Source organism: Halomonas sp. B23F22_10 (assembly GCF_043496975.1).
Lineage (GTDB): Bacteria > Pseudomonadota > Gammaproteobacteria > Pseudomonadales > Halomonadaceae > Halomonas > Halomonas smyrnensis.
Map to the genome: position 1 here is coordinate 328,441 of NZ_JBIEKF010000002.1, position 22,942 is coordinate 351,382.

25 protein-coding genes are annotated in these 22,942 nt (G+C 70.4%); 4 read left to right on the forward strand and 21 right to left on the reverse strand.

Going from position 1 to position 22,942, the window contains the following annotated elements:
* The first annotated feature begins 107 nt into the window (after positions 1-107).
* Together ACGTNF_RS05590 and xthA are read left to right on the forward strand one after the other, a co-directional pair.
* Positions 108-344, forward strand: coding sequence for a hypothetical protein (locus ACGTNF_RS05590; protein ID WP_016854331.1), 237 nt, complete (start codon positions 108-110; stop codon positions 342-344).
* A 3-nt stretch (positions 345-347) separates the two neighbouring features.
* The gene (xthA, locus tag ACGTNF_RS05595; protein WP_394600844.1) at positions 348-1,178 is read left to right on the forward strand and encodes an exodeoxyribonuclease III; all 831 of its coding nucleotides are present in this window, start codon (positions 348-350) and stop codon (positions 1,176-1,178) included.
* Positions 1,179-1,185: 7 nt separating this feature from the next.
* Here the strand turns inward: xthA and ACGTNF_RS05600 are convergent, their stop codons facing one another.
* The 6 genes from ACGTNF_RS05600 to ACGTNF_RS05625 are packed head-to-tail and all read right to left on the reverse strand — an operon-like array spanning position 1,186 to position 6,206.
* Positions 1,186-2,322, reverse strand: coding sequence for a hypothetical protein (locus ACGTNF_RS05600; protein WP_394600846.1), 1,137 nt, complete (start codon positions 2,320-2,322; stop codon positions 1,186-1,188).
* A gap of 5 nt (positions 2,323-2,327) precedes the next feature.
* Entirely contained in the window at positions 2,328-3,101 is a 774-nt protein-coding gene (locus ACGTNF_RS05605; RefSeq protein ID WP_394600848.1) for an energy transducer TonB, read from the reverse strand.
* Entirely contained in the window at positions 3,101-3,508 is a 408-nt protein-coding gene (locus tag ACGTNF_RS05610; RefSeq protein ID WP_394600850.1) for an ExbD/TolR family protein, read from the reverse strand. Before ACGTNF_RS05610 ends, ACGTNF_RS05605 begins: the two co-directional genes overlap by 1 nt.
* On the reverse strand, positions 3,501-4,037 hold the full coding sequence (locus tag ACGTNF_RS05615) for a MotA/TolQ/ExbB proton channel family protein (protein ID WP_035599021.1): 537 nt from the start codon (positions 4,035-4,037) through the stop codon (positions 3,501-3,503). The genes ACGTNF_RS05610 and ACGTNF_RS05615 overlap by 8 nt, the downstream gene beginning before the upstream one ends.
* Positions 4,018-5,418, reverse strand: a complete 1,401-nt coding sequence (locus ACGTNF_RS05620) for a MotA/TolQ/ExbB proton channel family protein (RefSeq protein WP_394600853.1) — start codon at positions 5,416-5,418, stop codon at positions 4,018-4,020. Before ACGTNF_RS05620 ends, ACGTNF_RS05615 begins: the two co-directional genes overlap by 20 nt.
* Positions 5,418-6,206 (reverse strand): DUF3450 domain-containing protein, encoded by a 789-nt coding sequence (locus ACGTNF_RS05625; RefSeq protein ID WP_394600855.1) that lies wholly within the window; start codon positions 6,204-6,206, stop codon positions 5,418-5,420. Before ACGTNF_RS05625 ends, ACGTNF_RS05620 begins: the two co-directional genes overlap by 1 nt.
* Before the next feature lie 196 nt (positions 6,207-6,402).
* On the opposite strand from ACGTNF_RS05625, the gene ACGTNF_RS05630 reads away from it, so the two are divergent.
* The gene (locus ACGTNF_RS05630) at positions 6,403-6,810 is read left to right on the forward strand and encodes a hypothetical protein (RefSeq protein WP_394600857.1); all 408 of its coding nucleotides are present in this window, start codon (positions 6,403-6,405) and stop codon (positions 6,808-6,810) included.
* Positions 6,811-7,020: 210 nt separating this feature from the next.
* Here the strand turns inward: ACGTNF_RS05630 and ACGTNF_RS05635 are convergent, their stop codons facing one another.
* Both ACGTNF_RS05635 and ACGTNF_RS05640 read right to left on the reverse strand, forming a co-directional pair.
* Entirely contained in the window at positions 7,021-7,959 is a 939-nt protein-coding gene (locus ACGTNF_RS05635; RefSeq protein ID WP_394600859.1) for an electron transfer flavoprotein subunit alpha/FixB family protein, read from the reverse strand.
* Entirely contained in the window at positions 7,956-8,708 is a 753-nt protein-coding gene (locus tag ACGTNF_RS05640) for an electron transfer flavoprotein subunit beta/FixA family protein (protein WP_394600861.1), read from the reverse strand. Before ACGTNF_RS05640 ends, ACGTNF_RS05635 begins: the two co-directional genes overlap by 4 nt.
* Before the next feature lie 354 nt (positions 8,709-9,062).
* Here ACGTNF_RS05640 and ACGTNF_RS05645 point away from each other — a divergent pair, with 354 nt between their 5' ends.
* Complete coding sequence (locus tag ACGTNF_RS05645) at positions 9,063-10,754, forward strand: electron transfer flavoprotein-ubiquinone oxidoreductase (protein WP_394600863.1); 1,692 nt, start codon at positions 9,063-9,065, stop codon at positions 10,752-10,754.
* Between the two features lie 330 nt (positions 10,755-11,084).
* Here the strand turns inward: ACGTNF_RS05645 and ACGTNF_RS05650 are convergent, their stop codons facing one another.
* The 13 genes from ACGTNF_RS05650 to fabD form a co-directional block, all read right to left on the reverse strand.
* The gene (locus ACGTNF_RS05650) at positions 11,085-11,915 is read right to left on the reverse strand and encodes a sulfurtransferase (protein WP_394600865.1); all 831 of its coding nucleotides are present in this window, start codon (positions 11,913-11,915) and stop codon (positions 11,085-11,087) included.
* Positions 11,912-14,113: an ATP-dependent helicase gene (locus ACGTNF_RS05655; RefSeq protein WP_394600867.1), complete on the reverse strand. Its 2,202-nt coding sequence runs from the start codon at positions 14,111-14,113 to the stop codon at positions 11,912-11,914. The genes ACGTNF_RS05650 and ACGTNF_RS05655 overlap by 4 nt, the downstream gene beginning before the upstream one ends.
* Entirely contained in the window at positions 14,110-14,649 is a 540-nt protein-coding gene (locus ACGTNF_RS05660; RefSeq protein ID WP_394600868.1) for a DUF1285 domain-containing protein, read from the reverse strand. The genes ACGTNF_RS05655 and ACGTNF_RS05660 overlap by 4 nt, the downstream gene beginning before the upstream one ends.
* Positions 14,650-14,671: 22 nt before the next feature.
* The gene (locus tag ACGTNF_RS05665; protein WP_394600869.1) at positions 14,672-15,502 is read right to left on the reverse strand and encodes a TatD family hydrolase; all 831 of its coding nucleotides are present in this window, start codon (positions 15,500-15,502) and stop codon (positions 14,672-14,674) included.
* A gap of 48 nt (positions 15,503-15,550) precedes the next feature.
* Positions 15,551-15,886 carry a PilZ domain-containing protein gene (locus tag ACGTNF_RS05670; protein ID WP_016854347.1) on the reverse strand — a complete coding sequence of 112 codons (336 nt, stop codon included), beginning with the start codon at positions 15,884-15,886 and terminating at the stop codon, positions 15,551-15,553.
* A 25-nt stretch (positions 15,887-15,911) separates the two neighbouring features.
* Positions 15,912-16,901, reverse strand: a complete 990-nt coding sequence (locus ACGTNF_RS05675; protein WP_394600870.1) for a DNA polymerase III subunit delta' — start codon at positions 16,899-16,901, stop codon at positions 15,912-15,914.
* Positions 16,898-17,548 (reverse strand): dTMP kinase, encoded by a 651-nt coding sequence (gene tmk, locus ACGTNF_RS05680; protein WP_394600871.1) that lies wholly within the window; start codon positions 17,546-17,548, stop codon positions 16,898-16,900. The genes ACGTNF_RS05675 and tmk overlap by 4 nt, the downstream gene beginning before the upstream one ends.
* Before the next feature lie 14 nt (positions 17,549-17,562).
* Positions 17,563-18,558: an endolytic transglycosylase MltG gene (gene mltG, locus ACGTNF_RS05685; RefSeq protein ID WP_394600872.1), complete on the reverse strand. Its 996-nt coding sequence runs from the start codon at positions 18,556-18,558 to the stop codon at positions 17,563-17,565.
* A 13-nt stretch (positions 18,559-18,571) separates the two neighbouring features.
* Positions 18,572-19,402: an aminodeoxychorismate lyase gene (gene pabC / locus ACGTNF_RS05690; protein ID WP_394600873.1), complete on the reverse strand. Its 831-nt coding sequence runs from the start codon at positions 19,400-19,402 to the stop codon at positions 18,572-18,574.
* Between the two features lie 2 nt (positions 19,403-19,404).
* Complete coding sequence (gene fabF / locus ACGTNF_RS05695) at positions 19,405-20,643, reverse strand: beta-ketoacyl-ACP synthase II (RefSeq protein WP_026068348.1); 1,239 nt, start codon at positions 20,641-20,643, stop codon at positions 19,405-19,407.
* Positions 20,644-20,837: 194 nt separating this feature from the next.
* Positions 20,838-21,071, reverse strand: coding sequence for an acyl carrier protein (gene acpP / locus ACGTNF_RS05700; protein ID WP_016854353.1), 234 nt, complete (start codon positions 21,069-21,071; stop codon positions 20,838-20,840).
* Positions 21,072-21,196: 125 nt separating this feature from the next.
* Entirely contained in the window at positions 21,197-21,940 is a 744-nt protein-coding gene (gene fabG / locus ACGTNF_RS05705; RefSeq protein ID WP_016854354.1) for a 3-oxoacyl-ACP reductase FabG, read from the reverse strand.
* 30 nt (positions 21,941-21,970) lie between these two features.
* Positions 21,971-22,942 (reverse strand): ACP S-malonyltransferase, encoded by a 972-nt coding sequence (fabD, locus tag ACGTNF_RS05710; RefSeq protein WP_152479350.1) that lies wholly within the window; start codon positions 22,940-22,942, stop codon positions 21,971-21,973.

Here is a 22,942-nt window from a genome sequence, read left to right on the forward strand (position 1 = left end):
GTGACGCAAACGCGCATTGTACCAGTCTCAGGCGCCGAGGGCGCGTCTGCTGTCGAAGGGAAGCCTCCGGCTGCTAGAATGGCGCCCATTGAAAGAGGAGCCGTGTCATGACACGCAGGAAGAAGACCCGTTCCATCGCCGACAAGGTGACCATCCGCACCGGTCGGCGCAAGGACTACAAGAAGTGGCGCCACGAGAATCCCGACGAGGTGACCTCGTCGCGGCGCTACACCGAGAAGAAGCGCCAGCAGCGCAAGCAGCAGGCGGAGCGCAAGCTGGCTCGCCAGGAAAGCGGCCAGAAGATCGATATCCATCCCGACAAGCCCGAGCAGAAGGACGACTGACCGATGCGCCTGGTGTCATTCAACATCAACGGCATTCGCGCCCGCCTGCATCAGCTGGAGGCCCTGGTCACCGCGCATCGCCCGGCGGTGATCGGCCTGCAGGAGACCAAGGTCCAGGACAGCGAGTTCCCGATCGAGGCCGTCGAGGCGCTGGGCTACAGCGTCCACTTTCACGGCCAGAAGGGCCACTACGGCGTGGCGCTGATGATCTGCAACGAGCAGTGCCCGGACGGCCCGGAGGCGATCCACCGCGGCTTCCCGGACGACGGCGAGGACGCCCAGCGCCGGCTGATCGGCGCGCGGCTACGCATCGCCGGCGGCGAGCCGCTGACGGTGTGGAACGGCTACTTCCCCCAGGGCGAGAGCGTCGACCATCCGGTGAAGTTCCCGCACAAGCGCGAGTTCTACGCCCAGCTGTCGCGCCTGCTCGGCGAGCATCACGCCCCGGACGAGCGCCTGGCGATCATGGGCGACTTCAACATCTCGCCCGAGGATATCGACATCGGCATCGGCGAGCCCAACCGCAAGCGCTGGCTGCGCGAGGGCAAGACCAGCTTCCAGCCGGTGGAGCGCGAGTGGCTCGCGGGCATCAAGGCCTGGGGCCTGGCCGACAGCTACCGGCTCTGCCATCCGGACGTGGACGACCGCTTCAGCTGGTTCGACTACCGCTCCAAGGGCTTCGACCGCGACCCGAAGCGCGGCCTGCGCATCGACTACATCCTGGTGACGGAGCCGCTGGCCGGCCGGGTGCGCGACGCCGGCATCGACTACGAGCTTCGCGGCATGGAGAAGCCGTCCGACCACGCCCCCGTGTGGACCGAATTCGAAGCGTAATCACGCCTCAGGCCGCATCGGCGGGACCACCCTCCTCGGTCCCGCCTGTTGCCTCACCGCCTTCCTGCGCCGGCAGGCTCGACAGCCACTCTTCCGCCTCGGGCTCGCCCAGATCGCGCGCCTTCGCCAGCGCCTCGCCGGCGATGCCCCACTCGCCCCAGCCGTAGGCCAGCTCGCCCAGCCGCAGCCAGTCGTCGCCGGCCCCGCTGCGCTCGGCGACGTCGCGCCAGGCGTCCAGGGACCTGTCGTGATCGCGCGCGGCCTGCCAGGCGCGCGCCAGCAGGCGACGATGCTCGAGATCGTCCGGCAGCGCCTGCTCTTCGAGGGCGGTGGTCAGAAGTTCGGCGGCCCGCGCCGGCGTGCCGCCGACCAGGTGAAGACGGATGCGCTGGCGCAGGTCATCGGCGCCGGACAGCACGCCACGGCGCCAGCCGGCCTCCCAGATCGCCGCGGCCCGGCCCGGATCGCCCAGGCGCTGGGCCAGGCTGGCCGCCCGGCGCCAGGTCTCGGCATCACCGTCGGCGGCCTGGAGACGCCGCTCGATCAGCGCCAGCGCGCCGCCCTCGTCGCCGGCACGCTGCAGCACGGTGGCGGCCAGCGTCGCACGCGCCTCGCTCGGCTCGCCGCCGCCACTCAGGGCGCGATTCACCCAGCGCGCCGCGGCGTCCCAATCGGCCTCGGCGGCCAGCAGCTGGGCCATCAGCCAGTGATCCTCGCGGGTGCCGCCGTGACGCTGGAACCAGTCGCCCAGCAGCGCCCTCGCCCGTTGGGGCTGATCGCCCCGCAGGCGCAGCCCCGCCTCCTGGCGCAGCCAGCGATCCGCCTGGGCGCGCTCGACGCCGCGGATGCCGCGCGCCTCAGCCAGATGACCGGCGGCAGCGCGCGGATCGTCGAGGCGCGCCTCGGCGCTGGCGGCGAGCTGCAGGTAGAGGGCGCGGGCCCAGCGATCCGAGGCATTGCCGCCGGCCAGGCGTTCGGCCTGGCTCAGGGCGCGTTCGCGCACGGCGGAAGACTCGGACCGCCCCAGGCGCTGCTCGAGGCCCCGAAGATCGTCGATGCGCGCCCCGGACAGGGTCGGCGCCGCCAGGGCGGGCGAGGCCAGCAGCAACCAGGCGAGCAGGCACAACGGGCGAGTCGGCGTCATGATCGTCATCTCAGCTGGAACTCCAGGCGCTGGCGGGCCCGACGGCGCTGGTCGGCGGAGGCGAACTGCCAGCCGGCGATGGCGCGGCGAGCGACGCGGTCGAAGACGCGGCGCGGACTGGCCTCCACCACCTGGATGCTGTCGCGTTCGACGCTGCCGTCGCGGCGAATGATGAACTGCACCACCACGTGGCCCTCGAGACCGCGACGGCGGGCCCGCGAGGGATACTCGGGCGGCACGCGACGCGTGGCCTGGGCGGAGGACCCGACATCCACCGGCTCATTGGAGGCCGCCTGACTCGCGGCCGGGGCCGACGACGCGCTGGCCGTGGCCTGGCTCGGAGCAGGGTCCGGTGCCGGCGTCGGCGCGGGTTCCGGCTGCGGTTCGGGCTCGGGCTGCGGCTCGGGTTGCGGTTCGGGCCGGGGCTCTGGCGTCGGTTCGGGCGGCGTCTCGGTGAGCTCCGGCAGGGCCTCGTCCACCGGCGCCTCCGGCGTTTCCATGGGCGGAAGCTCCGGCTCCGGCAGGGAAATGGCGCTGTCGACCTGGGGCGCCGGTGCCGGCTGTGGCGGCGGCGTCGGGGCACTGGGCGGCGGCGGTGGCGCCGCGCTGGCCGCCGTGGCCGGCTCGGGGGCCATCTCGGCCGGCGCCTCGGCCAGCGTCATCATGATCTCCTGCTGCGGCTCGGGCTCGGCCTCGGGCGGCGCCACCAGCAGGGCCAGCAGCGCGAACAGCGCCAGGGTCAGGGCCGCCCCGGCCAGCAACGACACCGGTAGCCGCATCAGTCACCGCTCCGCTGGGCGGCCACCGCCACGTTGTCGACGTCGGCCTCGCGCAGGCGATCCATGACCTCGATCAGCACGCCGGTGGTGGCATCGCGATCGGCCTGGATCATCACCGAGCCGTCGTCGCTGACCAGGCCGGCCACGCGCGGGCCGACCCGGTGCAGGTCCACCGGCTCGCCGTCGACCCATACCGCGCCCTCGGGGGTGATCGCCACCAGCACCTGAACGTCCGGCCGCGGCGACGCCGCGCTGGACTCGGGCCGCTCGATCTCCACCCCGCTCTCCTTGATGAAGCTGGTGGTCACGATGAAGAAGATCAGCATGATAAAGACCACGTCCAGCATCGGGGTCAGGTTGACCTCGCTGCTCTCCTCACCGGCCGCCGCCAGTCGACGTCTACGCATGTGCGTCCTCCGCGGCGCGTGCCAGGCGGTCGTGCAGCCGCTGATCCTCGCGCCGGATGATGTGTTCGAGACGAGCGATGAACAACAGCCCCACCACCGAGACCGCCATGCCGCTCAGGGTCGGCAGGGTGGCGCGGGCCACGCCGTCGGCCATGGCCCGGGCCTGATTGACCTCGCTCACCGACAGGCTGTCGAAGACGGTGATCATGCCGGTCACCGTGCCGAGCAGGCCGAACAGCGGGCAGATCACCACCAAGAGCTTGAGCCAGGGCAGCGGCGCGCGCAGCCGGGTGATCAGCTCGCGGGCCCAGATCTCGCGCAGGGTCAGCGCACTCCAGCTGGCGTGATCCTCGCGGGCCACCCAGCGCGCCACCAGGGCGTGGCGCGCCGGACGATAGTGGAAGCGGAAGAACCACCAGCGCTCCAGGCCCAGCGAGAACAGCAGCACCGCCACGCCGATGATGACCACCAGCACCGGGCCGCCGGCCTCGACCAGCCAGGCCAGGGGATCAAGCCAGCGCATCGGCATGGCGCGGCGTCACGCTCGGGGAAGCGGCGTCGCGGCCGGCCTCCAGGGTGTCGGCGAGCACGGCACTGGCGCGCCCTTCGAGGGTGCCGATCAGCGAACGGCTGCGGCTGGAGAGCGCCGTCTGGGCGAACAGCAGCGGCACCGCGGTGATCAGGCCCAGCACCGTGGTCACCAGCGCCTGACTGATGCCGCCGGCCATCAGCTGCGGGTCGCCGGTGCCGAACACGGTGATCGACTGGAAGGTCACGATCATGCCGGTGACGGTGCCGAGCAGCCCCATCAGCGGCGCCACGGCGGCGAGCATCTTGACCAGCCCCTGGCCGCGCTCGAGCTTCGGCTGCTCGGCGAGCAGCGCCTCGTCGAGGCGGGCCTCCAGCGCCTCGGGCGCATGGCCCGGGCCGAGGGCATGGAAACGCTCGAGCACGCGCCCCAGCGGATTGTCGTCGCGCAGCCGATCGAGATCGCCGAGCTGACGACGCAGCCGCACGGTCACCCGCGTCAGATAGAGGTACTGCACCAGCGCCACCAGCAGGCCGACGACGCCCAGCGCCACGACCACATAGCCCACGGCGCCGCCCTGCTGGAAGCGCTCCCACAGGCTCGGCGTCTGCGCCATGGCCGCGACGACCTGACCGTCGGCCGGATCGAAGGCCAGGGTATCGCCCTCGCCGCTCTGGAAGGCCGCCAGGGGGTCGGCGATCGCCCCGGGCGTCGTCGGCAGCACCGCCAGGCGCCCGTCCTCACCGGAACGCTCGAGCAGCCGACCGTCGTCGGTCGCCGCCAGCAGATCGCCGACCCGCAGCACCGAGCGCTCGGACACCTCGCCATCGGCACCGGCCACCGGGGCCTCGAGCTCCGCCACCCGGGCGGTCTCGCGCGTCAGCGCCATCAGGCTGTCGGCGAGGCCGGCCACCTGATCGGCGCCGAGGATACCGTCGGCCTCGAGGCGCGGCGGCAGCTCCGCCTGGCCGCCGAGGGTCAGCCAGCTGGCGGCGAGATCGTCCCGCAGCTCGCCGCTGACGCCGGCCACCTCATCGAACAGTCCCTGCAGATCGCCCCCCTGTTCCTGGCGGCGGGCGTCGAGTTCCTCGAGCGCCTCGCGCTGGGACTGCTCCCGGGCGTCGAGGGATTCGCGCCGCTCGCGGGCATCGGCCAGGGCGTCCTGCGCCTCGGCAAGCGCCTCATCCAGCGCCGCTTCGTCATCGACCAGCTCGGCCAGGCGAGCGTTGTCGCGGGCCTCGGCGGCCTCGCGCTCGGCGCGCAGGGTGGACAGCGTGGCCTCGTCGTCCGGCGCGGTCGCCTGCTGGGCCTGGGCCAGCAAGGGAGAGCCGGCCAGCCACAGGCCCACCAGCGCGGCGCGCATTGCCGTCGTCAGGTGCATCAGGCGTCCTCCCCGGCGGGTGTCTCTGACGCAGACACGGGTTGAGAAACGGGCAGTTCGAGCAGCGCGGGGGCGCGTCGCTCGCGGGCGATGGCCAGCCCCTTGCGGACCTCGGCCAGGGCCGCGCCCTCCAGCGGCTGCCAGTCGCCCTGCTCGGCCTTCCACACGCCGCCGCGATGGCCGTCGGGCGTCAGGTAGTACCAGCCGACCCGGCCCAGGCGCAGGTAGTCCACCTCGCGGGAGGAATCGCCGGCCAGCTCGCCGCGCCAGGCGTCGATCTCCCGGCCATAGTCGAGCTCGGCGCGCCAGGCGGCCAGCATCCGCGACAGCTTCTCGTCGCGGCTCGTCTCGGGGTCGGCCAGCAGACGCTCGAGGCTCTCGACCCGAGCCAGGCGCTCGTCCTGCAGGAAGGGCATGTCGTGCTCCACCCAGGCACGCAGACGCTCGACCATGTCGCGCATCAGGCCCGGCAGGGCCTCGCGGGTCGCGGACAGGGTGGAAAGCGCCTCGTCACGGCGGGCCAGGGTCTCGGCCTGACGCTCGACCAGCGGCGCCAGCTCGGCGTTGTAGTCGCTCAGGCGCCGCGTTTCCTCGCGCGCCTGGCGCAGTACCTGGAGCTTGTCGCGCACGGCCTCGTCGGCGTTGTCGATGCGCGCCTGGAGCTCGGCCTGGGTACGCTGGGCATCGAGCGCCTCGTCGCGCACCGTCGACTGGGCGGCCGCGGTGCCGGCCACGAGCAGGGCGAGCCCTGCCACGGCAAGGCGAAGCCGGGGATGGTGGTAGGACACGCTAGTCTCCGAAAGGTCCAACAGATCCTCGAAACCCTACTCGGAACAAGAATAATTATCAATGCTTGACGCTCCATGGCGCGCCCGCGAGCGACTCTCATCGCCGAAGCGTTCTCCCGACCAGGGCCGGCGCCGGTTGACAGGGTATGGCTCTCGATAAAAGAATGAGAATTAATACCAACAAGGAGAGCATGTCATGTCGGCGGCGCATCCCCAGCTGCACTACACCTGCATCTTCCTCTCGGTCTCCTTCCGGGCGCTTCGCGACGATCTGGGCAAGGCTGCGCCATCCGCCACGAGCCCCTGCTGGCCGGATGCCCGGCTGATCGAGATGCTCACCGGCGAACTGACGCGCTGCCGGGATGCGGCCGCCCGCCATCCGGCGGCCTGGCAGTCGCTCGACGCCGCCCTCGCCCATGCCAGCCTGCTGCTCGCCCAGTGCCCCGGCGGCATGGATCGCGAGCGCTGCGAGACCCAGATCGACGCCATCATCACGCCGCTGCAGGAGGCCGCCGCCTGGCTGAGCGGCAGACGCCCCTCCCGGGCACAGGAAAGCCACTGGCAGGCCGCGACCCGGCGACTGGTCGGCTGGCTGGGCCGCTGAGCGCCCTCGCCGCCTCTCCGACACGCGCCCCGGCATCGACGACGCCACCAACGCAAACGGGCCGGCCTCTCCGTGGAGAGGCCGGCCCGTTGTCTAGCTGACAACAGAGAGCCTTACAGCTTGCTCTCGAGCTCCGGCAGGATCTCGAACAGGTCGCCGACGAGACCATGGGTCATCGAGAGCGCGATCGGGAAGATCCCGATCTTCGCCTTACAGCTTGCTCTCGAGCTCCGGCAGGATCTCGAACAGGTCGCCCACCAGGCCATAGTCCGCGACCTGGAAGATCGGCGCCTCGTCGTCCTTGTTGATGGCGACGATCACCCGGGAATCCTTCATGCCCGCCAGGTGCTGGATGGCACCGCTGATCCCCACCGCGATGTAGAGCTCCGGCGCCACGATCTTGCCGGTCTGGCCGACCTGCATGTCGTTGGGCACGTAGCCGGCATCGACCGCCGCGCGGGAGGCACCGATGGCCGCGCCCAGCTTGTCGGCGATGCCGTCGAGCAGCTTGAAGTTCTCGCCGCTGCCCATGCCGCGGCCGCCGGAGATCACCACCTTGGCGCCGCCGAGCTCGGGGCGGTCGCTCTGCTCGAGCTGCTCGTCGATGAACGACGACAGGGCATTGTCGACGCCGCTCTCGACGGCCTCGACGCTCGCGCTGCCCTGATCTTGTGAAGAGGCGCCGACGGCATCGAAGGCGGTGGAGCGCACGGTGATCACCTTCAGCGCGTCCTCGCTCTGCACGGTAGCGATGGCGTTGCCGGCGTAGATCGGGCGCTTGAAGGTGTCGGCGCCGACCACCTCGATGATCTCGGAGATCTGGCTGACGTCCTTGAGCGCGGCGAGACGCGGCAGCACGTTCTTGCCGTTGGTGGTGGCGGCGGCCAGCACATGGCCATAGTCGCCGGACAGCGCCACCAGCAGCTCGCTCAGCGGCTCGGCCAGCTGATGGGCGTAGACGGGCGCATCGGCGACGCGCACCCGGCTCACGCCGTCGAGCCTGGCGGCGGCCTCGGCGATGGCGCCCACGTTCTCGCCGGCGACCAGCACGTCGATGTCACCGCCGATGGCCTGGGCCGCGGCGACCACGTGTGCCGTGGTCTCGGCCAGCTGACCGTCGTGATGTTCGGCAAGGACCAGGATACTCATGAGATCACCTTCGCTTCGTTCTTCAGCTTGTCGACCAGCTCATCCACGGAGCCCACCTTGACGCCGCCCTGGCGCTCGGCCGGCGGCTCGACGGAGACCAGCTTGAGGCCGGAGGCCACCGCGACGCCGAGTTCCTCGGGCGTTTTGGTGTCCAGCGGCTTCTTCTTGGCCTTCATGATGTCGGGCAGCTTGGCGTAGCGCGGCTCGTTGAGGCGCAGGTCGGTGGTGACGATGGCCGGCAGCTGCAGGGCCACGGTCTGCAGGCCGCCATCGATCTCGCGGGTGACCTTGAGCATCTCGCCTTCGACCGCGATCTCGGAGGCGAAGGTGCCCTGGGGACGACCGGTCAGTGCGGCGAGCATCTGCCCCACCTGGTTGTTGTCGCTGTCGATGGCTTGCTTGCCGAGGATGGTCAGCTGCGGCTGCTCCTCCTCGACGACCTTGGCCAGCAGCTTGGCCGCGGCCAGCGACTCGACGGGCGCTTCGGTCTGCACGTGCACGGCGCGATCGGCGCCCAGCGCCAGCGCGGTGCGCAGCTGTTCCTGGGCGGCCTTCGGCCCCACGGTGACGGCGACCACTTCGGTGGCCACGCCGGCTTCCTTGAGCCGCACCGCCTCTTCCACGGCGATCTCGCAGAAGGGATTCATGGCCATCTTGACGTTGGTGAGGTCGACATCACTGTTGTCCGGCTTGACCCGGATCTTGACGTTATAGTCGATGACGCGTTTGACCGCGACGAGTACCTTCATAATGTCCTCGCTGGGTTCTGTCTCGGAACCTGGGAAACGGAGCTCGGCGACTCGCTGACGTCACGCGACACCGACCCCATAGAACTGGCCGATATGCTTTTATGCGTTTCAGACGAGCGTTTGATAGGCGCCTTGCCGAAAAACCCCCTAAATGTGCCACAACCCGGACCACTCCAACAATCCCCGGCATGCCGGGAGTGAGGCTTTCCGGGGTTTGGCCATCGTAAGGGGGGGCCAATCCCGCTATCATGCGACCCATGGGGCAACCCCGGAAGCAAACGACCGTTTTAATACCCTGACGATGCCGAGAACGCCTCGGCCAGGACGTCGTCGAGATGGGAGGAGAAGGATCCAATGACAGAACAGATCGAGCGCGACGCCATGGAGTTCGACGTGGTCATCGTCGGCGCCGGCCCCTCCGGCCTGGCCGCGGCCTGCCGCCTGATGCAGCAGGCCAACGAGGCCGAGCAGGAGCTGTCGGTGTGCCTGGTCGAGAAAGGGTCCGAGGTCGGCGCTCACATCCTCTCCGGCGCCGTCTTCGAACCCCGCGCCCTGCAGGAGCTGTTCCCCGACTGGCAGGAACGCGGCGCGCCGCTGACCACGCCGGCGATTCGCGACGAGCTCTATCTGCTCAAGGACGCCGAGAAGGCCCAGAAGCTGCCCAATGCCCTGGTGCCGAAGACCATGCATAACACCGGTGGCCGGCACTCCGGCGGCGACCAGACACGCTACGTGATCAGCGCCGGCAACCTCTGCCGCTGGCTGGCGGAACAGGCCGAGGAGCTCGGCGTCGAGGTGTTTCCGGGCTTCGCCGCCCAGGAGCCCCTCGTCGAGGACGGCGTGGTCAAGGGCATCCTGGTGGGCGACATGGGCGTGGGCGCCGACGGCCAGCCCAAGGACGGCCACATGCCGGGCATGGAGCTGCGCGCCAAGTACACCCTGTTCGCCGAGGGCGCCCGCGGCCACCTGGGCAAGGGGCTGATCGAGCGCTTCGAGCTCGATGCCGGTAAGGATCCGCAGCACTACGGCATCGGCCTCAAGGAGCTGTGGGACGTGCCCGCCGACAAGCACGAGCCGGGCCTGGTGCTGCACGGCTCCGGCTGGCCGCTGGACACGTCGACCCACGGCGGCTGGTTCCTCTATCACGCCGAGAACCAGCAGGTGGTGGTCGGCCTGATCCTCGACCTGTCCTACCAGAACCCGTACCTGTCGCCCTTCGACGAGTTCCAGCGCATGAAGCACCACCCGGTGCTCAAGCAGTACCTGGAAGGCGGCTCGCGGGTCGCCTACGGCGCCCGAGCCATCGCCAAGGGCGGTCTCAACTGCCTGCCGAAGATGACCTTCCCCGGCGGGCTCTTGATCGGCTGCGATGCCGGCACCCTGAACTTCGCCAAGATCAAGGGGCTGCACACCGCCATGAAGTCCGGCATGGTCGCCGCCGAGAGCGTCTTCGAGGCGATCGCGGCCGGGGGAGAGAACGATGAAGGCGGTGCCGATCTCACCGCCTTCGAGGCCAAGTGGCAGGCCAGCTGGGCGTACCGGGAGCTCGACGAAAGCCGCAGCTTCGGCCCGGCGATCCACAAGTACGGCACCGTGGGCGGCGGCGCCTACAACTTCCTCGACCAGCTCACCGGCGGCAAGTTGCCGACGGTCCACGACACCACGCCGGACCACGCGACGCTCAAGCCGGCGGCCGAGTGCGAGAAGATCGACTATCCCAGGCCCGACGGCGTGATCTCGTTCGACAAGGCCTCCTCGGTGTTCCTATCGAACACCAACCACGAGGAAGATCAGCCCTGCCACCTGCGCCTCGAGGACCCGGAGCTGCCGATCCGCGACAACCTGCCGACCTACGCCGAGCCCGCGCAGCGCTACTGCCCGGCCGGGGTCTACGAGGTGGTCGAGGACGACGACGGCAAGCCCGCGTTCCAGATCAACTTCCAGAACTGCGTGCACTGCAAGACCTGCGACATCAAGGACCCGGCCCAGAACATCACCTGGGTCGCGCCGGAGGGCGGCGGCGGGCCGAACTACCCCAACATGTGAGGAAAACCCGGCTCAGACGGGGCCATGTCATCGGCAAGCAACGACTCGCTTGCACCAGGACGAAACCCCGGCGCTCCGCGAGCCGGGTGACGCGCTCGGGGCGGAACAAGGTCCCTCTGGCCGCCCCTGAATCGACATCCCTGTCGATTCGCGCTACCCGGCGCGCTGCACGGCGGCGCCCTGGTGAAATCGCTCGCATTGCTTGTCGATGCCGCCTGACCGCTTAGCTAAAAACGCCCCGCAGGCACACAGCCTGCGGGGCGTTTGTCTTCAGGCTTCCAGGCGCGAAGCGCCGCTCTTCCCTCTTATCTCTCTGGACGCTGCCCAAGCTCAGTCGCCGGTGGCGATGGGCCGGTCGGCGTCGGTGATCCAGTCGCTCCAGGAGCCGACGTAGAGCCGCGGCAGCGGGCGGCCGGCGATGGCGTAGGCGAGGATGTCGTGGCAGGCGGTGACGCCGGAGCCGCAGTAGGCGATCACCGGATCCGCATCCGGCAGCTCGGCGTCGAGCGTCTCGGGCGACTTGAAGCGGCCGCTGGCGTCGAGGTTCTCGGCGCTCGGCCGGGAGCGTGCGCCGGGGATGTACCCGGCCAGGGCATCGACGGACTCGGCCTCGCCGCGGAAGCGCTCGGCGGGGCGCGCATCGAGCTTCAGCGCCCGGCCGGAGAACACCTCGTCGGCCTGTACCATCACATCGTCGCGATAGCCGGGCGCCCAGTCGCTCGGCGCGGGCGCCGGCTCACGCCCCTGCGCCAGCTCGCCGCCGGCGGCCTGCCAGGCCCCGAGACCGCCGTTCAGCAGCCGCACGTCGGGATGTCCCGCCCAACAGGCGATCATCCACCAGGCCCGGGCCGCGGCCAGCTGGCCGCCCACGTCGTCGTAGACCACCACCAGCCGCTCGGGGGTGACGGCGAGGCGACGCAGCGTCGCCGTGAAGGCCTCGCGGCTCGGCAGCGGATGACGCCCGCCCGCGCCGTTCTCGCCCGGCGAGGTAGCCAGGTCGCGATCCATGTCCAGATGCTGGCTGCCCGGCACATGGCCCTCGCCCCACAGCCGCTCGCCGGCCTCGGGATCGCCGAGCCGCGCCCGGCAGTCCAGCACCAGCGGCGGCATATCGCCCGCGAGCGCCTCGGCCAGCTCGCCGGCTTCGATCAACACCTTCATGCGCCCTCTCCTTCCAGCCATTCGATGGGGGCCCGCCGGGCGATCAGTCGCCTACGGCCGGCCTGACGGAATCGCACCTCGATCACCGGGTTTGCCGGGTCGCCTTCCACCACGCTGATCTCGCCCTCGCCGAAGACGGCATGGTTGAGGCGCTGGCCGACCCGATAGTCGGCCGCTCCCTCGGCGACCTGCCCCGTCTGCGCCGCGGCGGCCTCGACGGGCAGCGGCCGGCCCAAGCGCTCGAGGTAGCGCTGCACCAGCGCCGGACGGGAGACCCGCAGCGGCGCCAGCGGTTCTTCAGAGTCCTCGGCGACCAGCCGCTCGGCCACCCGCTGGCCGTCCTGCCAGGCGGTCTCACCGAGGAAGCGACTGGGCCGGTGATCGCCGCCGTCGTGAAGCATCACCAGCCGCTCGCAGGCCCGGGTGATCGCCACGTAGAACAGCCGCCGCTCCTCTTCGAGGCGCGGCGGACTCAGCGGGTTGTCGCGGGTGTAGTGCGGGAAGTCTTCCTCGTTGACGCCGCCGAGCATCACCAGCGGCCACTCCAGCCCCTTAGCACCATGCACGGTGGTAATCAGCACGCCGTCGTCGCGGTTCTCCACCGGGCGGCGCAGCAGCTCGATGAAGGCCGCGAGATCGGAGGCCTCCTTCGCCTGCTCCACCAGCACGTCGAGCAGGCGCACGTCCTCCTCGCCCTTGTCGCGGCGCGCCGCGGCGCGCTTTAGCACCTTCTCGGCCTCGACCTCCTCGACCACGTGCTCGAGCAGCTTGGCCGGCGACCAGCCGCCGCGTTTCGGCAGCTCGCAGAGCAGCGCCCAGCGACGCTTGAGGGTCCGCCGCTGGTGCGGCTTGAGCGAGGCCAGCAGCGGGTCCTGGCGCTCCGGCCAGCGCTGGGTCTCGGCCAGCCGGGCGGCCAGCGCCGAGAGCCGTTCGCGGGGCACGAAGGGCGTGGGCTGGGAGAGCAGCAACAGCAGATGGCCGGGGTCGCGCAACAGCTGACCGTCGAGCGCCAGCGCCAGGTAGCCGGCCAGCGCCTCGACCAGCGGCAGGCGGAACACGAAGCGGTCCTCCCGGGACAGCCGGAAGGGCACGCCCTCGCGCAGCAGCGCCAGCTGCAGCGGCACCGACAGCGCCCAGCTGCGCACCAGCAGGCAGGCCTCGTCGAGACGGCGGCCGTCGCGCTGCCAGCCGGCCAGCTCGTCGAGCAGCGCCTGGCTCCCCTGCCCCACCGCCAGCCGGGTGTCGGGATTGTCCGGCGCGGCCAGGCACAGCTGGTCCGGACGACGCCGATTGGCCTCGATGGCGTGATTGGCCGCCAGCGCCAGGGCGTGGCCGTGGCGGAAGGTGGTGGAGAGCGGGTAGTCACGGGCCTCGCCGAAGATGGCGGTGAAGTCCTCGAGCATGGTGTCGGGGTGGGCACCGCGCCATTCGTAGATGCACTGGTTGGCATCGCCCACCGCCATCACCGCCGCCTCGCGCCCGGCCAGCACCGCCAGCAGGCGCTGCTGGGTGGGGTTGATGTCCTGGTACTCGTCGATGATCACCTGGTCGAGGAAGCCCTGGACCCGGGCGCGCAGCGCGGGATCCGCCTCCAGCGCGCGGACCGGCCGATACAGCAGGTCGGCGTAGGTCATCAGGCCCTGATCGGCGAGCAAGGTCTCGGCGTGTTCGAAGGCGGCGACGAAGTGCTCGGTGTCCTCGCCGAAGTCGAGGCGGGCGTAGAGTTCGGCGGGCTCGGCCATCTCGGCCTTCACCAGGCCGCTGAAGTGGGCCAGGGCCTCGAGCTTCTCGGCTTCCAGCGCGCGCTCGCCGGCCTCGGGGAAGGCCTCCAGCGCCTGCTGGGTGGCCTGGCGCAGCAGCCGCTCGAGCTGCCAGTCGGCGGTCAGCAGACGGCGATTCTCCAGCACGCCCCAGCGCGTCAGGCTCTGGGTCAGGCGATGACCCAGCGAGTGGAAGGTGCGCACGTCGGGCAGCGCCTGGCCGGCGGGCGCCGCCGCGGCCAGCCGGGCCTGGAAGTCCTCCCGCGCCGAGCGATTGAACATCAGCACCAGGATGCGTCCGGGCGCCATGCCGCGCTCGAGCAGGTGCAGAACCCGCGCCACCAGGGTGGTGGTCTTGCCCGCCCCGGCCACGGCGGCGACGCGGGCATGGCCATCGGGATGGCTGACCACGGCGTGCTGTTCCGGCGTCAGCCTCATGATGCCTCGTCATCCAAGCGGCCCAGCGAATGCCAGGCGCCGCCGCTCTCGAGGCCCAGCTCGTCGCCGCGGCACTCGGCAGCCTCGGCGAGGCGATAGAAGACGTTGCGCCCGAGGCGCGCGGCCAGCCCGAAGCGTACCGGCACCTCCGGCACGGCCTCGCCGCGGGGCGTGTCGCTGACCGTCAGCCGGTGCGCCTCGTCGAGCCTCACGCGATCGCCGGCATTGGTGACGAGGCACCAGTCGCCGGCGGCATCGCGCTCGGCATCGACGACCAGCAGCGGGCGATCCTCGACGCGGATGCGCCATTTCTCGCCCGGCGCTACCAGGTAATACTCGCCGTCGTCCTCGCGGCGCAGCACGCTCGCCAGCAGCCGCACCAGCGCAGGACGCGCGATGGCGGCCCCCTCGTGGATCCAGCGGCCGTCGGCGACGATGGTCAGGTCCATGTCGCCCCGGCAGTCGGGATGCCAGCGCTCCAGCGGCGGGATCTCGCCCTCGGGCGGAATGCCGGCCAGCCAGGTGTCCAGGTTCATGACGCCTCCTTTGCGCGCCGGATCAGACCACCAGGCCGGCGCTCGAAAGCGCCTCGCGGACTTCCGCCGACGCCTCGGGCACGGCCGCCCTGAACAGCCGGTAGAAGTTGGCGGTGGTCTGCATGGCCACTTCCTCGACGCTGATGCCGCGCTCCTCGGCGATGCACTCGGCGACCTCGACCACCCAGGCCGGCTCGTTGGGCTTGCCGCGATGCGGCACCGGCGCCAGATAGGGGCTGTCGGTCTCGATCAGCAGGCGATCAAGCGGCACCTTGCGGGCCAGCTCGCGCACCGATTCGGCGTTGCGGAAGGTGACGATGCCCGACAGCGAGACCATGAAACCGTGGGCCACCGCCTCGCGGGCCATGTCCAGGTCCTCAGTGAAGCAGTGCAGCACGCCGCCGACCCGCGGATCGACGTGTTCGCGGATCAGCGCCAGGGTGTCCTCGCGCGCGGCGCGGGTGTGGATGATCACCGGCAGCTCGAGCTCGGTGGCGGCGATCAGGTGGCGCCGAAAGCGCTCGTGCTGCACCTCGCGGGAGACGCCATCATAGTGATAGTCGAGGCCGGTCTCGCCGATCGCCACCGCCTCATGGCGCTCCGCGCACTCCTTGATGGCCTCGACGCTCGGTTCTTCCGGCACCTCATGCAGCGGATGCACGCCGGCGGAGATCACCACGTCGTCGTGTTCGCGGGCGATGGCGGCGATGCCCGGCACTTCCTCCAGGGTGACCGCGATGGCCAGGAACTGGCGCACGTTGCGGGCGCGGGCGGCGTCCAGGGCGGCGGCGACGTCGCCGTCGTGGGTGCGGGGATCGAGGCGATCGAGATGGCAGTGGGAATCGACAAACATCGGCAGGTTCACACGGAAAGTAGGATAAGTTCGGGAGCTCGACGCGGGTCAGAGCGTGTAGGTCGGCGCGTCCTTGTCCAGCTGGCCCGCCAGCAGGGTCTCGATATGATCACGCACGCCCTGGTCCTCGACGCCAAAGTGAACGCCGATGCCCGGCACGCGGCGCCCGGAAACGCCCTCGGGCGAGACCCACACCACGCGGCCGGTGACCGGCAGGCGTTCGCTCTCCTCGGGCAGGGTCAGCAGCACGAAGACCTCCTGGCCGAGTTCGTAGCGCTCGCGGGTCGGCACGAAGATGCCGCCGCGCTCCAGCGACGGCATGTAGGCCGAGAGCAGCGTGGGGATATCCCGGATCGTCAGAGAGAGGGCTTTCTGGGCGGACATCGGCTAGCCTCCTCGGGCAGTGTCTTCAGGAGCGCAACAGCGCGGACCAGCGCACCAGCCAGGCTTCCAGCACCAGCTGCGGGTTGGGATTGCCTCCCGCGCCGAGCAGGCGCCGCTGTTCGCGAGCATAGTCCAGCAGGCGGAACCAGTCGCGGACCCGGCCGTTCTTCACCGCCTGGCGATAGAGCGGCAGCAGGTCGGGGTTGCGCAGCGTCGCGCTCTCCCCGGACAGGCCCAGCCGGATCAGATCCTCGAGCCAGGCGATACCGTACCACAGGATGGCATCGAGCGACTGGCGGTCCAGCCGCGCGGCCTCGGCCACCGGCTCGGCACCGCGCACCAGGGCGTCGAAGGTCTCGTGGAGCTGCTGGCGCAGCGCCCGGGCGTCGGGCTCGGCGAGCTCCAGGGCCCGCAGCGGCAGTCCGCCGGCGGCCTGATACCAGAAACGGGCATCCTCGCGGCCGCCGAGCCGCTCGGCCAGCCAGTCGAGGCACTCGGCCTCGTCCGGCGCCGTCAGGCTCCAGTGCTGGCAGCGCGAGCGGATGGTCGGCAGCAGGTGCGAGGGAATGTCCGAGAGCAGCAGGAACAGGGTCCGACCGCCGGGCTCCTCCAGGCTTTTGAGCAGGGCGTTGGAGGCGGCCACGTTCATCGCCTCGGCCGGCGAGATGACGATCACCCGGTAGCCGCCCTGCTGGGCGGTCTGGGAGACGAAGCCGTTGATCTCGCGGATGGCATCGATGCGGATCTGGCGCTTGCCCTCGTCCGGCGACACCCGCATCAGGTCCGGGTGATAGCCCGACGCCAGCATCTGGCAGGCGTGGCAGCGGCCGCAGGCGACCTCGCCCGGCGCCTGACACAGGGTGCGGGCGATCAGCGCCTCGGCCAGCGACGGCTTGCCGACGCCGTGGGGGCCGGAGAACAGCAGCGCATGGGGCAGGCGGCCGGCCTCGGCCAGCGCGATCAGCTCCTGCCAGCGGGGCTCGAGCCAGGGCAGCGGCCGGACGGGCTCGCTCATGACGCCTCCAGATGCGCATCCAGCCGGCGGCCGAGCTCGGCCTGCACGTCCGCGAGGGCGCGGTCGGCGTCGACCACGGCAATGCGCTCGGGCGCCGCGGCGGCGCGGGCCAGATAGGCCTGGCGCACGGCCTCGAAGAACTCGGCCCGCTCGCGCTCGAAGCGATCACGCTGGCCACCGCTGCGCTCCAGGCGTCCCTCGAGCCGGCGCTGGGCCGCGACCATCGGCATGTCGAGCAGCAGCGTCAGGTCCGGCTGCAGCCCCTGCTGGACGAAGGCTTCCAGCTCGGTGATGCGCTCGGCCGAAATGCCGCGCCCGCCTCCCTGATAGGCGAAGGTGGCGTCGGTGAAGCGGTCGCAGACCACCCAGGCGCCCCGCTCGAGGGCCGGCCGCACCACCCGTGCCAGATGCTGGGCGCGGGCGGCGAACACCAGCAGCAGCTCGGCATCATCGTCCAGCGGCTCGTCGGACGCGGGATCGAGCAGCAGGCCGCGGATCGCCTCGGCGCGCGGCGTGCCGCCCGGCTCGCGGGTGCGCACCACCTCAAGGCCGCGGGCCTCCAGATGCTCGGCGACCCAGGCCAGGTTGGTGGACTTGCCCACCCCTTCGCCGCCTTCCAGGGTGATGAAGCGTCCTCGGCGTTGCATGGCCTCTCCGATGGTCAGCGGTTGCGAATGTAGCGATTGACGGCATTGTTGTGCTCGCGCAGCGAGCGCGAGAAGTGGTGGGTGCCGTCGCCCCGGGCCACGAAATAGAGCGCCTCGCCCTCGGCGGGCTGCACCGCCGCCTGCAGTGCCGCCCGTCCCGGCAGGGCAATGGGCGTCGGCGGCAGGCCGTCGATCACGTAGGTGTTGTAGGGCGTGGCCTCGCGCAGGTCGGCGCGGGTGATGTTGCCGTCATAGTCGTCGCCCATGCCGTAGATCACGGTGGGGTCGGTCTGCAGGCGCATGCCCTGCTCCAGGCGCCGCACGAAGACGCCGGCGATGCGGTCGCGCTCCTCGGGCGCCCCGGTCTCGCGCTCCACCAACGAGGCCAGGATCAGCGCCTGATAGGGCGTATCGATGGGCAGGTCGTCGTCACGCGCGTCCCAGGCCTGGGCGAGCAGCTCGTCCATGCGCGCCATCGACTGGCGCAGGATCTCCAGATCGCTGATGCCCTTGCGGTAGCGATAGGTGTCGGGGAAGAAGCGGCCCTCCGGCAGCTCGCCCTCGCGGCCGAGCTCGGCCATGATCTCGGCATCAGGCCACTCGGCGGTGCGATGCTCGAGTTTCGGCGCGGCGTTCAGCGCGGCGCGCATCTGGGCGAAGGTCCAGCCCTCGGGGACGGTCAGCGGATAGGTGACCACCTCGTGACGATCGAACAGGCCGAGCAGCTCGCGACCGCTCATGTCAGGCGTCAGACGGTACTCGCCGGGGCGCAGGTCGGGCAGCGCCTCGGGGTCGAGCCGGCTCAGCAGGCGATAGGCCCAGCCGTCGGCCAGGATGCCGCGCTCGTCGAGCTCACGGATCACGCGATGGAAACCGGCGCCGGCCGGCACCTCGTAGAGCGTCGGCGCCTCGAGGGCCAGCGGCGCCTCGAGCCGGCTCTGCCAGTAGCGATACCCCGCGCCCAGCACCAGGGCGGCCAGGATCAACAGCAGCTTGGCCACTCGCCTCATGGGAAGTCCTCGTTCAGTCGTGGGGATAGCCGAGCCGCGCGTGGGCCTCGGCCCGCAGGGCGCGATGGCGATCGCCGATGTCCCAGCGCGCCAGGCGGCGGCCGTCGGCGTCATCGAGCCGGGTCACCGGCCACAGGCCCTGCACGGAGTTGGCCAGGCACACCGCCTCGGCCGTCGCCAGCGCCTCGGGCGAGGTGTCCGCCTTGCGGATCACGCCGTCGTCGAGCAGCGATGCCCGCAGGGTGCCGGCCACGCCGCAGCGATCGAGCCTGGGCGTGTACCAGTCGCCGTCCTGCCACCAGAAGAGGTTCATGCAGGTCGCCTCGACCAGCCGCCCCTCGGCATCGGCGAGCAGGCCCTCGGCGATCTCGGGATCGGACCATTCGGCCCGGGCCAGGACGTTCTCCAGCCGATTGAGATGCTTGAGGCCGGCCAGCGCCGGCTGGATGCCCAGCCGCAGCCGGCAGTGGCGAACCCGCACACCGTCGCGCCAGCGGGCCTCGAGCGGCGCGAAGGGCACGGCCTGCCAGCGCAGCCGCGGCTCGGGCTCGGCGGGCGCGAGATAGCCGCGCCCGCCGGAGCCGCGGGTCAGCATCAGCTTGAGCACCGAGAACCCCTTGCCGGCCCGGGCCGGCAAGGCGTCGAGCGTGGCCCGATCCGGCATCGGAATGCCGAGGATCTCGGCACCGCGGGCCAGCCGAGCCAGGTGCTCGGCCCACAGCCGCGGCTCGCCGTCGCGCACCAGCACGGTCTCGAACAGGCCGTCGCCGTAGGCCAGGCCACGGTCGTCGAAGGGCACGCCCTCCCCCGGCGGCAGCCGGGCGACATCGACGCCGCCCGTCATCCTCACACCTTGGAAAACAGCAGCGTGCCGTTGGTGCCGCCGAAGCCGAAGGAGTTCGACAGGCTGACGTCGATCTTCATCTCCCGGGCGGTATGGGGCACGTAGTCCAGCTCGCAGCCTTCCTGGGGGTTGTCGAGGTTGATGGTGGGCGGCGCGACCTGATCGCGGATCGCCAGCACCGAGAACACCGCCTCGACGGCGCCGGCGGCGCCCAGCAGGTGGCCGATCATCGACTTGGTGGAGCTGACCGCCACGTCCTTCGAGGCCTCGCCCAGCACGCGCTCGACGGCGCGGCTCTCGGCCAGATCGCCGGCCGCGGTGGAGGTGCCGTGGGCGTTGATGTAGTCCACCTCGGCCGGATCGATCTTGGCGTCGCGGATGGCATTCGCCATCGACAGGGCCGCCCCGCTGCCGTCTTCCGGCGGCGCGGTCATGTGGTGGGCGTCGTCGCTCATGCCGAAGCCGGTCAGCTCGGCGTAGATGGTCGCGCCACGGGCCTTGGCGTGCTCGTACTCCTCGAGCACCATCACGCCGGCGCCATCGGAGAGCACGAAGCCGTCGCGATCGCGATCCCAGGGGCGGCTGGCCGCGGCCGGATCGTCGTTGCGGGTCGACAGCGCGCGGGCGGCGGAGAAGCCACCCAGACCCAGCGGCGTGGTGGCCATCTCGGCGCCGCCACAGACCATGACATCGGCGTCGCCGTAGGCGATGGTGCGGGCGCTGTAGCCGATGTTGTGGGTGCCGGTGGTGCAGGCGGTGGTGATGGCGATGTTGGGACCGCGGAAGCCGTGCTGGATCGCCAGGTTGCCGGAGATCATGTTGATGATCGAGCCCGGCACGAAGAACGGCGAGATGCGGCGTGCGCCGCCCTTCTGCAGGGCATTGTGGTTATGCTCGATCATCGGCAGACCACCGATGCCGGAACCGATCGCCACGCCGATGCGGTGGGCGTTTTCCTCGGTGCACTCGATGCCGGCGTCGCTGATCGCCTGTCCACCCGCGGCCACGCCGTACTGGATGAACAGATCCATCTTGCGGGCGTCCTTGGGGTTCAGGTACGGGCTGATGTCGAAGTCCTTGACCGACCCGCCGAACCGCGTGTTGAAGCCGCTGGCATCGAAGTGCTCGATGGGGGCGATACCGCTCTTCCCGGCCAGGATGTTGCCCCAGCTCTCGTCCACGGTATTGCCGACTGGCGTGACCAGGCCAAGCCCCGTCACCACAACCCTTCTACGAGCCATCCGCTCTCCTCCAGATCCAGATAGTGTCACGGCCCCGCGGGACCGTCTTGGCGCGCATTATACCCGAGTCCGCGGCCGCTGTGGTCGCGCGCACCCCCCAGATAGCACGAGAGCCGTCCTGCATGGCAGGACGGCTCTCTCACCAGGGCGCGTGGCCCCAGGCACACCTCAGCAAGCGGTGTCCGACAGCACCCTTACTGGTGGGCGTTGACGTAGTCGACGGCTTCCTGAACGGTGGTGATCTTCTCGGCTTCCTCGTCGGGAATCTCGGTGTCGAATTCCTCTTCGAGCGCCATCACCAGCTCGACGGTATCCAGGGAATCCGCGCCGAGGTCCTCGGTGAAAGAAGAAGAGTTCTGGATGTCCTCTTCCTTGACGTTCAGGCGCTCGGCCACAACCTTCTTCACGCGCTCTTCGATGGTGCTCATTATGAAGTACTCCAGTCGTTCACGTTAAGCGACTGCTAACCAGCCGTTTCAGATCCGCAAGCCAATAAGCTGCGGGGTAGTTTATAGACCGCTCAAGGACAACGCAACCGCCGCATGACGCGGCTTCAGCGCATGTTCATGCCGCCGTTGACGTGTAGTGTCTCACCGGTGATGTAGCCGGCCGGCTCGCTGGTCAGGAATCCCACCGCCGCGGCAATTTCCTCGGGCTGACCGAGGCGCGTCAGGGGGATCTGGCCGAGCAGCGCGTCCTTCTGCGCCTCGGGCAGGGCCTCGGTCATGTCGGTGGCGATGAAGCCCGGCGCCACCGCGTTGACGGTGATGGCGCGGGAAGCCACCTCACGAGCCAGCGCCCGGGTGAAGCCTTCCATGCCGGCCTTTGCCGCAGCGTAGTTCGTTTGGCCGAGGTTGCCCATGGTGGCCACCACCGAACTGACCGAGACGATGCGACCGAAACGCGCCTTGGTCATGCCACGCAGGCAGGCCTTGCTGACGCGATACACGGACTTGAGGTTGGCGTCGATCACCGCATCCCACTCATCTTCCTTCATGCGCATGAGCAGGTTGTCGCGGGTGATGCCGGCGTTGTTGACCAGGATGGTCGGCGCCCCGAACTCTTCGTTGATGGCCCGAACCAGGCCGTCGACGCTGGCCTGATCGGTGACGTCGAGGCGGCGCCCGGCGCCCTCGATGCCATGGGCCTTGAGGTCGGCGTCGATGCGCTCGGCACCGGCATCGCTGGTGGCGGTACCGATCACGATGCGGCCCTGACGACCGAGCTCGTGGGCGATGGCGCGGCCGATGCCGCGGCTGGCCCCGGTGATCAGGGCGACTCTAGACTCGCTTGACATGGTCTCTTCCGTTCTCGTCCAGGAGAGGGGTCAGCCGTTGGCCGACGTTGACTGATCCGCCGCTTCGCGGGCCAGCTCGAGGGCCGCCGAGAGGCTGTCGGGATCGTTGACCGCCAGCCCGCGGCTGCCCCGGGCGATTCGCTTGTTCAGACCGGTGAGCACCTTGCCTGGCCCGCATTCGATGAACACTTCGGCACCACGGCCCACCATGTTCTCGACGCAGGAGGTCCAGCGCACCGGCTGGTAGAGCTGCTCGATCAGGCGCGTGCGCAGGGTATCGACGTCGGCGTGGGCCTGGGCATCGACGTTCTGCACCACGGTGTAGCGCGGCGCGCGCAGCGTGATGTCATCCATCGCCGCGGCCAGACGCTCGGCGGCCGGACGCATCAGATCACAGTGCGAGGGCACCGACACCGGCAGCGGCATCGCACGCTTGGCACCGGCCTCCTGACAGGCCGCGATGGCGCGCTCGACGGCGCCCTTGGCACCGGCAATGACCACCTGCCCCGGAGCATTGTAGTTCACCGCGGAGACCACTTCGCCTTCGGCGGCCCGCTCACAGGCCTGCTCGACGGCGGCGTCGTCCAGGCCGAGGATCGCGGCCATGGCGCCCTGCCCCATGGGCACGGCATCCTGCATCGCCTCGCCGCGCAGCTTGACCAGCCGCACGCCATCGGCGAACGACAGCGCACCGGCGCACACCATGGCGCTGTACTCGCCCAGGCTGTGGCCGGCCATGGCGCCCGGGCGCGGCCCTTCGAGCTCCTGCCAGACGCGCCAGATGGCGACGCTGGCGGTCAGCAGCGCCGGCTGCGTGCAGGCGGTGGCGTTGAGCGACTCGGCAGGCCCTTCCTGGACCACCTGCCAGAGATCATAGCCCAGCGCATCGGCGGCCTCCTCGAAGGTCGTGCGCACCACGCTGTAACGCTCCGCCAGCTCGCGCAGCATGCCGATCTGCTGGGAGCCCTGCCCGGGAAAGATGAGGGCAAGGGGTTGTGTCAT